At 36.0% G+C, this 12,971-nt stretch carries 8 protein-coding genes and 2 tRNA genes; 7 read left to right on the top strand and 3 right to left on the bottom strand.

Translation table 11 applies throughout. From position 1 onward, the window contains the following. Window positions 1-54 precede the first annotated feature (54 nt). Complete coding sequence (pgi, locus tag NMK50_RS00290; protein ID WP_254770425.1) at window positions 55-1,719, top strand: glucose-6-phosphate isomerase; 1,665 nt, start codon at window positions 55-57, stop codon at window positions 1,717-1,719. Window positions 1,720-1,751: 32 nt separating this feature from the next. Here the strand turns inward: pgi and NMK50_RS00295 are convergent. Next, window positions 1,752-1,841 (bottom strand) — tRNA-Ser (locus NMK50_RS00295). Window positions 1,842-2,129: 288 nt separating this feature from the next. Between NMK50_RS00295 and rplU the strand changes: the two genes are divergently transcribed. The 5 genes from rplU to NMK50_RS00320 all read left to right on the top strand — a co-directional run bounded on the left by rplU (window position 2,130) and on the right by NMK50_RS00320 (window position 8,325). Beyond that, window positions 2,130-2,621: a 50S ribosomal protein L21 gene (gene rplU, locus NMK50_RS00300; RefSeq protein ID WP_254770426.1), complete on the top strand. Its 492-nt coding sequence runs from the start codon at window positions 2,130-2,132 to the stop codon at window positions 2,619-2,621. 12 nt (window positions 2,622-2,633) lie between these two features. Next, window positions 2,634-2,903, top strand: coding sequence for a 50S ribosomal protein L27 (gene rpmA / locus NMK50_RS00305; RefSeq protein ID WP_254770427.1), 270 nt, complete (start codon window positions 2,634-2,636; stop codon window positions 2,901-2,903). Window positions 2,904-4,212: 1,309 nt separating this feature from the next. After that, window positions 4,213-6,726 (top strand): phosphoenolpyruvate--protein phosphotransferase, encoded by a 2,514-nt coding sequence (gene ptsP / locus NMK50_RS00310; RefSeq protein WP_254771247.1) that lies wholly within the window; start codon window positions 4,213-4,215, stop codon window positions 6,724-6,726. A gap of 317 nt (window positions 6,727-7,043) precedes the next feature. Continuing rightward, window positions 7,044-7,133 (top strand) — tRNA-Ser (locus NMK50_RS00315). A 214-nt stretch (window positions 7,134-7,347) separates the two neighbouring features. Next, window positions 7,348-8,325 (top strand): MFS transporter, encoded by a 978-nt coding sequence (locus NMK50_RS00320; protein ID WP_254770428.1) that lies wholly within the window; start codon window positions 7,348-7,350, stop codon window positions 8,323-8,325. Between the two features lie 329 nt (window positions 8,326-8,654). On the opposite strand, the gene NMK50_RS00325 is transcribed toward NMK50_RS00320, so the two are convergent. Further along, a complete protein-coding gene (locus tag NMK50_RS00325) occupies window positions 8,655-8,924 on the bottom strand; it encodes a hypothetical protein (RefSeq protein ID WP_254770429.1) in 270 nt (89 codons plus the stop codon). Window positions 8,925-10,165: 1,241 nt separating this feature from the next. Between NMK50_RS00325 and NMK50_RS00330 the strand changes: the two genes are divergently transcribed. Beyond that, the gene (locus NMK50_RS00330; RefSeq protein ID WP_254770430.1) at window positions 10,166-10,330 is read left to right on the top strand and encodes a hypothetical protein; all 165 of its coding nucleotides are present in this window, start codon (window positions 10,166-10,168) and stop codon (window positions 10,328-10,330) included. 376 nt (window positions 10,331-10,706) lie between these two features. Here NMK50_RS00330 and rimL read toward each other — a convergent pair whose 3' ends face one another. Beyond that, a complete protein-coding gene (gene rimL, locus NMK50_RS00335; RefSeq protein WP_254770431.1) occupies window positions 10,707-12,482 on the bottom strand; it encodes a 50S ribosomal protein L7/L12-serine acetyltransferase in 1,776 nt (591 codons plus the stop codon). Window positions 12,483-12,971 lie beyond the last annotated feature (489 nt).

Raw genomic sequence — 12,971 nt, forward strand, 5'->3', positions numbered from 1 at the left:
TTTCATTATTTTTTGGGGAAGAGTGCGGTATCAATAATTATATGAGATGCGTTCATGGAAGATAGTGTTCCACTTCGAAATGAAAAAGCTTTTGAGCGAACTTTGAAAGCTTTAAGGAAGCATGCAATAAGGGATAGGGTCTATGATATTCGCCGGCATTTTGAAGGAGATGAGCAGCGTTTTTGCCATTTTTCTTTGAGGCTTGATGACCTTCTTTTTGATTTTTCAAAATGTGGTGTAACATTTAAAACATTGCAACTTTTAGATAATTTAGCAATTGCGGCAGATGTATTAGGCAGGCGTGAGGCAATGTTTTTAGGTCAGGCTATTAATACAACAGAAAAGCGTGCTGCTCTTCATATTGCGTTACGTTTGCCTGCTGACGAAGTTTTTATGTTAAATGGTCATGATGTTATTCAGGACATTCAGGCTATTCTCAATGATATGGAAAGATTTTCTGAAAGTGTGCGAGATGGTAGCTATAAGGGAAAAAATGGTGAGAAGATAACCGATATTGTCAATATTGGTATTGGCGGTTCTGATCTTGGACCGGCAATGGTTACATATGCTTTAAAACCTTATCATGATGGTCCGCATTGCCATTTTATTTCTAATGCTGACAGTGCACATATTTCTGATATTCTCTCTGTTTTGAATCCAGCAAAGACGCTGTTTATTATTGCCTCTAAAACCTTTACAACGACTGAAACAATGGTAAATGCTCAAGTTGCTCGTCAATGGATTTGTTCACATTTAGGGGAAGAAGCTGTTTGCACCCATTTTATTGCTGTTTCAAGTGCGCTTGATAAGGTAGCAGAATTTGGCATAGATTTTTCAAGAGTATTTGGATTTTGGAATTGGGTTGGAGGGCGCTATTCGATTTGGTCTGCTATTGGTCTTGTTGTTATGTTGGCAATAGGTGGTCAGAATTTTCGCCAGTTTCTTAACGGCGCTTTGCAGATGGATCAACATTTTAGAGCAGCGCCTTTAAATAAGAATATTCCTATTCGATTTGCGCTTTTAGGTTTTTGGCATCGCGTCATTTGTGGTTATTCATCGCGTGCTGTTATTCCTTATGAACAGCGTTTAGCGCAATTTCCAGCTTATTTGCAACAACTTGATATGGAATCGAATGGTAAGCAGGTTTCATTGAGTGGTAAGCCATTAACTTTTTCAAGTGGTCCGGTTGTTTGGGGTGATGCAGGGACAAATGGTCAACATGCTTTTTTTCAGCTTTTGCACCAAGGAACAGATGTTATTCCCGTGGAATTTATTTTATTTATCAAAGGGCATGAACGTAATTTACATCATATGCATGACATGTTGGTAGCGAATTGCTTGGCGCAATCAAAGGCCTTAATGAAAGGACGTAGTGTTGAAGACACTTGGCGTATTCTTGTAAAAAATGGAATTGATGAAGGTGAAGCAGAGAATTTAGCATGTCATAGAAGTTTTGAGGGAAATCGCCCTAGTATTATGTTGGTTCAGGATTTACTAACACCTTTTTCACTTGGTCGCCTCATTGCACTTTATGAGCATCGTATTTTTGTTGAAGGCATTTTGATGAACATTAATTCATTTGATCAATGGGGTGTTGAACTTGGTAAAGAATTAGCCAATGAATTGTTAGCAATACTTCGTGGAGAAAAAAAAGTTGATAGACGCGATAGTTCAACATTGGGATTATTGGCACATATTCAAGCAAAACGTGCAGAATAAGGTGTTCTCATGAAGTTCACTTCAAGAGAATTTGGCGGAGAGAGAGGGATTTGAACCCCCGATAGAGTTGCCCCTATGCCGCATTTCGAGTGCGGTGCTTTCAACCACTCAGCCATCTCTCCATAGAAAAGTACGATAAATTTCATACTCTTTAAGTATATGGCGGGTAGATAACCTTCAATTGCTTTTAGTACAACTCTTTTTTGCTTTTTTATAGGACTTTATTGACAGAGAATAGAAATTCCGTCATATACGAAAATGCAAGCGTGGAAAGGTCTGCGCCTATTTGTGTTGGAGAAGGGTGTTTATCCTTCTTTTTAAGTGAATTACGACTGATAAAAAGCAGCCTATTTCCCTTATTGATTAAGGAAAAAATGAAATAAGAGCTGGAATGAACGGAAGGATAAGAAATGTTCGCAGTCATTAAAACCGGTGGTAAGCAATACCGCGTTGTTGCTAACCAAGTGGTGAAAGTGGAAAAAATTATTGGCAATGCGGGTGATGTTGTTGAATTCAATGATATATTAATGACTGAGCAAGAGGGTAATACCATTATTGGTGCGCCTACTATTGTTGATGCTTTGGTTACTGCTGAGATTATAGAGCAAGTCCGTGGGCGTAAGGTTATCGCGTTTAAGAAGCGTCGTCGTCAAAATTCGAAACGTACACGGGGTCATCGCCAAGAGCTGACAACCGTTCGTATTTTAGAAATTTTAATGGGTGGTGCAAAGCCTAAAAAAGCAGTTGCAAAACCAATTAAAGAAAAAGCAGCTGTATTAAAAGAGCAAACAAAAGAAACGGAAGCAGCTGCTTCTGTTAAGAAAACGGTTAAAAAAACTGCTGAGAAAAAGACTGCACCGAAAAAGAAAGCGGCTGTAGCAGTAGAGAGTAAAAAAGATTAAAGGAGAACGTCCATGGCACATAAAAAAGCTGGTGGTTCCTCACGGAATGGTCGCGATTCAGAATCGAAACGTCTTGGTGTTAAAAAATTTGGCGGTGAGGCTGTTATCGCTGGAAATATTATTGTTCGCCAACGCGGTACGCGCTGGCATCCTGGTGACAATGTTGGTATTGGAAAAGACCACACCCTTTTTGCGTTATCAAATGGAACGGTTTCTTTTCAAAGGAAAGCGAGTAATCGTTCCTATGTCTCGGTCATTCCCATTGTAGAGACACAAAAGTAATATAGTATTCTACCAATAAGCCGTTGTTTCGTTGGATTTCGGTTGTGAGGTTATGGATTTTAGAAAGGGAAGATAGGAACGCTATCTTTCCTTTTTTTGTGTTGATCGATATAATAATTTGGCGGTACGCGAACAATGAAAAAACCGAATCTAGGATAATCTTTCTCTTAAATAACCCCAAAATTGATGTTATACTTCATTTGCACTGAAAATATACCTTATGAAGGAGTCTACCGCGCATTTTGTTGACGATGAGGGAGTTTATGGTTGTTTGTGATAGTTATCATATTCTTTAAATGATTATGGAGTTTCGTGAGACTATTCGATTAGATGAGAAAGAATATGTAAAAAGGCTGTAGAAGTTTTTATCAAAATTATTGTGAAGTATGTGTATTGAGGGATTTTAGTTGCTAGAGTAGAATTTATACCTGTTGAGAGGATTTAGTTTGATAAAGTAAAATGACTGATTTGCAAACAACGATGTTAAGAGTTTTTGACCTACTCTTTTATGAAGCATTATGAAAACAAACTTATAATTATAAGATCAGAATTTTGTTTAAGATAAAAGCACTTCTCACTTTACATTTTTATTAATTTTGTTTTTCAAAATCTTTAGAAATGAGGGTTGCATATGGGGATTTATTTGATTTTCTTTCTCAAGAGAGAATATTGTTTTTAGATGTACATATTGGATGAACGATCAAAGAAAGAAAATTTTATGGTTAAAATATTCATTAAAAAAGAACGCTATAATGGAGTCAAAGTCGTATCTTGAGAATTTTATGTTGTGAGATATTTATCACCCTGTAATCTTAAAAAGGGGGGCTAGATTTGTTCATTGGTGATCATTTAATGTGTAGAGGAAAGAAAGTAGAGGTTGCTCAATCTTTAGGGAGGTTTAAAAATGAGATAAAGTTGAAGGTATTGGCGATATTCTGTTTTCTTATATAAGTGGTAATAACAAGTTATACCGGATAACTTAAGAAGGTAGGGTTCTTTTAAAAATAGTTTTTCAAGCGATTTGGTGTGCAAAAATTAGGCTATTTCTCTTTGTGAAATCAAAGAGGGGGAGTCAGATTGACTATGGTACTTTTAGGAATTTGATAGACGCGTGATATCCAAATTATTTACTGGGTCACATAGGAGAGACATGCCGTTCAATTGTCTTTTGTATAACAAACAAAAGTTTCAGTGTTATTTATATGTTGTATATTGGAAAATACAGCGTTGAAATAGAGTTTCTCAAAAATATTCATGCTCAAACGTGAGGGAGTTTAAGTTCATCATGAGATGTGAGGAAGTAGAAGCAATGAATACAGATTTTAACGAGGATGCAATCTTGTCTGTAAAATCTGTACAACTGGCTGCTGCTTTTGATCATAAAGATGATGTCATTCGTGCTGCTGTTGAATTGCTTGTACAGGTTGGTGCAGTTGATAAACGGTATCTGGCAAGTATGCTTCAACATGAGGTCATCATGAATACTTGGCTTGGAAATGGTATAGCAATTCCCCATGGAATGGTTGAAAATAGTCATTTGATTATGAGAGATGCTGTTGCGGTTATACAGATTCCGGCTGGTGTTGAGTGGAGGAAGGGAAAGAAGGCGCATTTGGTTATTGCCATTGCTGCTTGTCCAGATCGATATAGAGAGATTTGCAGACAATTAACGCTTCTTTTATTTGATAAGGAACGGCTTGAAGCACTTTCAACAACGACAGATAAACAACAGATTGTTACAACTCTATTTGGTCAGGATATAAAGATGGGGAAGACTTTTATTGGTGATCTTTCAGTTTGCCAAGAATGGACTTTAGATTATCCAAGTGGTCTTCATGCTCGACCAGCTTCTCTTTGGGCTGATTTTGCAAAAAAAGCTCAGAGCTCTATTAGAGTCCGCCATGGCCAGTATGCTGTTGAAATGAAAAATTTAGTTGGTTTATTGCAGTTAGGAGCAAAAAACGGTGATGTTCTGATTTTTTCGACGGATGCTGTGGAGGGGGCGCAACTTCTTAACGATGCAATTTCTGTTGCGAAAAAAGTAAGCATAAGTGAAAAGTGTATGATGAGAGAAATAGAATCTCAATCTAAGATTTTTCATAGTTGGTATCCATGTTCTGGTCAAAAAGGTATTTCTGGTGTTGGGGCAAGTTCAGGATTAGCGCTTGGTAAGATTTTTGTTGTAAGGCAAAATAATATTTCCATAACAGATCAGCCAGTTGATTTTGCAATTGGAACTGCGTGTCTTGAAAATGCTCTTACAAAAACAAAACATAAAATGGCATCAGTTATTACTGATATTACAACGCGTATGGGAGCAGATTCTGCCGCGATTTTTTCTGCACAAATGGTTTTGCTTGAAGATGAAAACCTGATAGCGCAAGCTTTTCGTTTCATCGCAGAAGGTCATGGTGTTGCTTGGTCTTGGGATAGAGCGGTTCGACAGTTTGCAGATATGTTTTCTAAGGTAGATAACGCTTTATTAGCGGCGCGTGCTATGAATTTAATTGACGTTGGCCGTCGTGTTCTAGGCGAAATTAACCCATCATATAGAACATTTTATTTAAATGATATTCCACGTGGTATTATCCTTGTTACAGATGATCTGTCTCCTTCTGATGTCGCTCAGCTTGATTGTACAAAAGTGCAAGGGTTAGCAACGGTATGGGGAGGTCCTCTGTCTCATACAGCTATTTTAGCGCGCACTCTTGGTCTTCCAATGATTGTTGCTATGGGTGCTGATGTTTTATCACTTGAATGTGATGTTCAGGCTATTATTGATGGTGATAACGGGTTCATTTACCTTAACCCTGTTCCTGAAGATGTTGAAGATGTTCAAAGGCAAATGAGCATTGTTACGCAAAAGCGTGATAGTGAGAAACGCGTATGGAGATTACCAGTGCAAACGACAGATGGCCAAAGGATTCGTATCATGGCTAATGTCAATTATGCACATCAGGTTCCCTTTGCCTTGGATTTAGGAGCAGAAGGTGTTGGCCTTATGCGTACAGAATTTTTGTTTTTAGAGAGTCCACATATTCCAAGTGAAGAAGCACAATTTGATGTGTATAGAGCAATGATTGCAGCGGTAGGAGATAAGCCGTTGATTATCCGTGCGCTTGATATCGGTGGGGATAAACAGGTTACGCATTTGCATTTATCGAAAGAGGACAATCCTTTTTTAGGTGTTCGGGGAACGCGACTTTTATTACGTCGACGTGATCTTTTGGTTCCTCAGTTACGTGCTTTGTATCGAGCAGCAAAAGAGGGTGGAGATTTATGGATTTTGTTTCCGATGGTTATGTCTGTTTCAGAGATTTTTGCGATGAAAAAGATTATGGAAGAAATTCGCAATGATATTGGTGCACCAAAATTAAAGCTTGGTATTATGATAGAGGTTCCGGCAGCAGCCATTATGGCAGATATTTTGAGCGCTCACGTTGATTTTTTCTCAATTGGAACGAACGACTTAACGCAGTATACAATGGCGGTTGATCGACAAAATCCTTATCTTGTATCTGAAGCTGATAGTCTTGATCCAGCAGTTTTACGCATGATACATTACACTATTCAGGGTGCAGAAAAAAACAATTGCTGGGTTAGTGTTTGTGGCGGTATGGCTGGAGATCCTTTTGCCGCGATGATTTTAACGGGATTGGGAATTAATGAACTTTCTATGATATCCAGTGATATTTTTTCAGTAAAATCGTGTTTGCAAACCCATAGTTTTGCAGACATGAAGATTTTAGCAAAAAAGGCATTACAGTGTGAAACTGTACACGCTGTACGTGCCCTTAGTAATGATATAGAAACTTTAAGGTGAGGAGAGTTAATCCATTCTTCAATTTATAAAGAATTTATTGACATCCATTTTATTATCTTCATGAAACGCGATGTCATATTGATTGACAGAAAGGTTTATATGATTGCTCATCCTGCTGACTATTGAATATCAGAAGGAATAAGAGGTTAATGATAAAGTCGCCTATCCACGAAAAGAAATTGCTTCTTAAAGAGAGAATGTATTTATTATTCAATCATTGTCTTACCTTGTTTTGATCAATAAAGTTGTTTTTTTTGAATTTTGAGTATGAGTTTAAGCTTGCACGTTATTTCTTTCTGGGTATAGTGCGAACTTCTGGAGAGGTGGCCGAGTGGTTGAAGGCGCACGCCTGGAACGCGTGTATATGGGAAACCATATCGAGGGTTCGAATCCCTCTCTCTCCGCCATTTTCATTAAAATCAATAGGTTATAGAGAAGTTAGGGAATTTTGAATCCTTTGTTCAATTGTTTCATTTTTGACTTATCCCGAATCTTTCTTATTACTTTTGTTGCTAGTCGTTTTCTATCGGTAGCTTTAATGTAGAGCGATGCTATTTTATCTTCTGTTCAGCCAAAAAGCGTGTTCATTTACAAAACTTTAAGATCTACATTGATTGTATCGTGCGTAAAATACAAATTATTATTTCAAATTTTGGCAGAGGGTTACTCATCGTGGGTTGGGTGATACTTTGGCAATTTGGCATAAAAATTGAGTTGATATTCTTATCTGCTCTTTTGGGTGTTTTGATTTCTTTTTATATGCCATCAGTAGTGCCCTTGATTCAAAGTGTTGTTCCGAAAGAACAACTGCTCAATGCAAATGCAACCATTGATATGGTTTATGAACTTGGCACTATCTTTGGTATGGGATTAAGTGGATTTATACTGACCTATACAGGAATAAAAGGAACTCTTCTGATAGGTGGCATATTATTTATTATTGCTGGTTTGTTTAATTTTGCCATGAAGGTCCCAAAAATCCAAAGATCTAACAGTTCAAATCAGCAAAATTGGTGGAAAAATTATACATCATCACTGCATTATTTTAAGCAGAATCCAGTTCTTTTTATGCCATATATAAGCCAGATGATCATTTTGACTCTTTTAATGACTATCCCTGTTATTCTGATTCCTTATACACAAGAAATTTTGAATGCGGATAGCAGTATCTTTGCAATATTTGAAACGCTTTATTCATTAGGCGTTTTTACTGGGGCGTTTCTTTCTCCACTTTTATGTAAAGTTCTATCAATAAGAAAAACACTAGCACTTTTATTAGCTTTTATGGCGATCGGTCTTATCATATTGTCTGTTAATACGCATACTTTTATTGTTTTCCCTGTTTATTTCATAATCGGATTTGGGCTTGCGAGTTGGGCTCTTTCAGTTTCTTTGTCACAACTCCACTGTGATCCTGAATATCAGGGAAGATTGCAGGCAAGTTTTAATGGTATCTCTGGATGTTTTATTCTTGGAATCTATCTATTTATGGCAAGAGATACCGCAGGCTTTTCATCTCAGTTCATATACTTTCTTCAAAGTATCATTGCGGTTGCTGGAATGTTCATTGTTCTGTTTTACAAAAATGAGAAAAAATAATTCGCATCTAAATTCTTTAAGATCTATGTGATTCTATCAATATTACGATGCATGATATAATATGCTGTTTTAAAAGGTAGATGCGTGAAGATTCAGGTTAAAGTTCCTAATAACTAAAGCATAAATCTGATATGCGCTATAAAATGCTCGTTTTGTTATGATAAATTCACGCGAAAATGTTGATGTGTTCCTGCTTGTAACCTCATTCTTGTAAGAGGCTAATAACATACAGTATTTGTAGACTTTTTAAAAGTCCTTTATTTCATATTTAAGCAAAGCAGGGCATAAAGCAATAAGACAATCCCTTATCATAGAGAGGCTGTATTCCGTTATTTGCGTTCTTCAAAATCCATATGCATAACGGTATTTGCTTCTTCTTCATTGGAAAGAGGCATTCTGTGACGATGTAAAGTCTGTACGATTTCTTTTTTCAAAACTGCATCTGCTTCGCTTAAACGGTGAATACTCAATTCTAATTCAAGAGATAACGCTAAATCCACACATAATTTAAGTTGTTCTCCAATATCAAAACCGCGTTGATAGTCGTCATAAAGACCAACAAGCGTATCGGATAATTCTTTATCGCATAAAGGGGGCATACCAATGTCTCCACATCACGGTTTTTCATACAGCTTTGGTAGGTACTCTTTCATTATCATCATCAAAAATTATTACGCATATCAATATCATAGTTTTATAAATTTTGGCAAAAAACACTAACTTTTAAGCCAATATCTGTAAACGTTATTGTTCCAAAGCGTTTAATTTCCTCATTGTCTATGCGTATTGCACTATTTTTACTATAAGGTCTACGATATTTAAAACGCCTTTTTGCCAAAAGGCTTTTAATTTTTGTGTAAGATGGGCTATTTTGATGATAAAATGCCTTACAATTTCATCATTATCAACCAAATCCAAACCTTATTAATATCAATGAAGTGATATAATTGCTTCATTGGTGCGTTTAATAATGAGCAGCTTCTCCTTTTTATCCGCTTTCTTTTATTATCGATGGTGTGGATTGAAAGAGCTTGTAAACATTTCACCTTTGGATTAGTAATCCCATTTTTTGTAGAAAAATCATGCATTTTATTCATTTCATATTGATTTTTAGATATTGATAGACTTTTATCATTATGCAAATGAGAAAGCTATAGCAAATGCGTTTAACACGCATATCCTGCGGTTTAAGCAATGCTATCGCATAGCATAGAATAAACAATATAAACCGTATGAAGCTTCTTACGACCTTGATAATGTAGAGGTAACTTTAGAGAGAGCAGTCCACAAAAGTCTGTGTAACGGGTAAGTCAACAAATCAACAGTGATGTGTTTAGTTTTTATTGGTCCATGTTCAGATGTTTTTGACACTGGATGATGGTATTTGGTAGCCTTTTATGAATTATACCAAGATTATATTCCTGTGGTATGGTTCGAAAAAATACTATTACAATCGCATGTTTGTGTGGTTGTCATAACTTCCACTTCCACTTCCACTTCCACTTAAACGGATACTGTAACATCTCTTTGGTATGGGATTTTATGTATAATAACTGCCTTTTAAAGGGGTGTAAGAGGTGTGTTTCAAGTATTACAAGTATATCAATGCAATATTTGTATTCATTATTGTAGTCGTTTAGCAAAAAAAGAAATTGAACCAGAAACAGAATAGGCGAAATGGCTACATTCGATACGAAAAAGTTTACAAATTCATTGTGATCAGAGTGCTACTCGTTTATGTATTAATAACGCAATTTATGACTACGCTGAAAGAGGCACAATTTTCCTAATATAGGATTTTTAGCTGTTTTATCGCAGAAATTAAAGGTTGACTTGGCTAATGACAGGTGATGGTAGAATATTGACGGATATGGTAAAAGCCAAAGCAGTGGCTTTTACACCACAAGCTCTTCCTGCTGGGCTGATGAAAAAGCTTATATATTTGGTGTATACACCCTATTGTGAGAAAAAGATAACAATTCTTCCTGAAGATATAGCAGAATGAGTGATAGGACTTTATAGAAAGTTGCGGAGCTTATTCATCACAACCAAAGGAATGTGAAGCAGTTTGACCACTTTATAAAATTGCATTTAAAACATCAAGTTGAAACTGAAAAAGCATAACGAGCGACTACACAAGGTTCTGATGAGCAGTTTTCTAAAATGAAAGTATTGTTTGATTTTCTATTGTGAAAACCTCATTGATACAACAGCACACACATCTCTTTTGCTTTGTCCCATTGAGTACAAAAATGAATGTCAAACAATCATTTTGATTTACTTAATTTATTTTTGTCTCTTGGGCATATTTTTATAGTTTTTGGATGCAGAAAAAGGTTTGCACAACACACAGAGTCATGTACATAGTTGCGACGTATGCATTAGTTATCAGACGAAATCCAGCTATAAATATTCTGATCATGAAAAACACTATTTAAATATTCGGCTTGTTTAAGTGTGCCTTCGAGTTCGAAGCCGCAACGCTTGGCAACAGCATTACTCTTCTGGTTAGCCGTAGCACATTTGATGACAAATCGTTTGAGAAGATGATGTGAAGAGTAATGCTTCACAAGAGCTTTTATCGCTCGTGTAATAATACCATTACCTTGCGCTTTTCTATCAAGCCAGTATCCAATATATCCGGTTTTATTTTCATGATCGATGTTATTGAAAGAAAGTAAACCTACAGGATTTTCCTTAAACAAAATAACATAAGTTTTTCCTTCGTCCTTTTGATGTGCCAGAAAACAGGAGTCAAGAAAATTGGCTGTATCATTTTCATGGTTAACAAAACGTGGCCATGCCATAAATTGGCTGAAGTATTCTCTGTTGCAATGAATGCTTTCATAGAGAGCAGGAGCAAATTTTCTTGATGGTGTTGTAAGCCGGATATTATCATCGACATAAAGATTTTCTTCTTTGTGCAGTAAATCTTTGGAAAGAGCGGATAAAGCGGAGGAAGGCATTCTCGCTGTGAGTACATTTCCTTTTAACCAGACGTAGATTGGCAGTCTTTTGCATAACCATTCGTTAGCAGTTTGCATATCATAAGAACGACATCCCTTTATTAAAAAATGCTGACCTTCTTTTAAACCATGATTTTTTTCTAAACACAGATAGTTATTTTCACAACAGCTAAATCTGGTCAGAATTTGTTCATTATCACTTGGATTTTTATTCAAATCATCCAACAATGTGAGAGAAGGAGGCAGATTATGTAGTGAAGGGATCTGGTTGATGTTGAGATTAGTCTGTATGACTTGAACACCTTCATGGCGCTTATAGCCAATGGTTTTTCCCACGACATAACTATTTTTTTCGCTCAAGGAGCACCTTGATTTAAAAATCAACTTCCATTTTTTAAGCAGATCTGGATCATAACTCTTCAGTACATCATGAATATTACAGAACATAGATTCTGTATTGCAGACTTCATGTTCTGGAGCAGATGTAACACAATCAGAAAGCAAATCGTTATTTATATAGAGATATCCTGATAGTGGCATATATTCGACAAGAAAGGAAAGCCAATCCCTCAGAGGATTCAAGCTTATTGCAGAATGTTCCAAGTTGGAGCCAATGCGAATTTGAAATACTTTCAGATCAAGATGCTCAGATTTGGATAACAAAGGCAAAATATCTCTGATATATTCTTCTTTTGTGATCCCAAAACAAGGGCTTTTATCCTCTCGGTAAGAATGAGAGAGTTTAATACTAACACCATAGCATTTACCCTTTCGTGCAGCCAAGGTCATAAGTTTGTGAAACGCGTTGACGCTCTCTACATGAATGGGTGCGTTTTTTTCCAATGCAAGAGCCATATCTTCAGTCGTTTTGAAGGAGTCATCTAAAATAATGTGATCATCGGGAAACCCTACCGCTGAGGCGATTTTCCATTCATCAGCAGAGCAAACTTCAACGTTCAATCTTTTTTCTGCCAACAATCGGCAAAAAATTCCAAGTGAACAGGATTGCAGAGAGATAACAATGCTAGCACTCGCAAAGTATTTTTTACTGGCTAAGATGATTTTTTCCATTTGCACTAAAGCATTGTCGGCATCAAAAAGAAAAAAAGGAATATCACGGTGCTCTGGACGATTGATAATTTCTTTTGCAGATTGAATGATATGTTTTGAAATTATTTTTTGTGTCGTCATTAAACGATTCCCCCTGAAAACGACGTTCACTATTCATCAACAAATAAAAACCACTCGCACAATACATTATATGTAACAATAGTTTATTGAATAGATAAATACGTGCTACTTCTGATAGAGATAAGACTACTCGTCTTTAGAATATGTATCAAGCATTCTTATTCAAAAAAGTAACGGCATCTCACATGCTAAAATTGTATAGATCTTATAAGAAAAAGTTATACATTTTTCCACAATCTATTCGATAAACTTTAAAAAAATACAATATTTTTTTCATACTTTATCTTTTTTAAGAAAATTCAAAATTTGTATTTATTAAAGAAAATTTAGGAATATAGCATTCCATGAAATTATACATGTCATTTTATTTATATCAAAATGTATTTTTCTATTTTATTAAATATCATTTTTTAAAATCAATAAAAAATATTTAATTTTACTCTTGCCATTTTGTTTGTGCGCTTTATCTGAAAAATAGATTGTTCTTTA

This window comes from Bartonella harrusi (assembly GCF_024297065.1).
Lineage (GTDB): Bacteria > Pseudomonadota > Alphaproteobacteria > Rhizobiales > Rhizobiaceae > Bartonella > Bartonella harrusi.

Coding starts and splice junctions, on each gene's coding strand:
- pgi (WP_254770425.1), top strand. CDS start 55: ATGGAAGATAGTGTTCCACTTCGAAATGAAAAAGCTTTTGAGCGAACT.
- rpmA (WP_254770427.1), top strand. CDS start 2,634: ATGGCACATAAAAAAGCTGGTGGTTCCTCACGGAATGGTCGCGATTCA.
- rplU (WP_254770426.1), top strand. CDS start 2,130: ATGTTCGCAGTCATTAAAACCGGTGGTAAGCAATACCGCGTTGTTGCT.
- NMK50_RS00325 (WP_254770429.1), bottom strand. CDS start 8,924: ATGCCCCCTTTATGCGATAAAGAATTATCCGATACGCTTGTTGGTCTT.
- NMK50_RS00330 (WP_254770430.1), top strand. CDS start 10,166: ATGACAGGTGATGGTAGAATATTGACGGATATGGTAAAAGCCAAAGCA.
- ptsP (WP_254771247.1), top strand. CDS start 4,213: ATGAATACAGATTTTAACGAGGATGCAATCTTGTCTGTAAAATCTGTA.
- rimL (WP_254770431.1), bottom strand. CDS start 12,482: ATGACGACACAAAAAATAATTTCAAAACATATCATTCAATCTGCAAAA.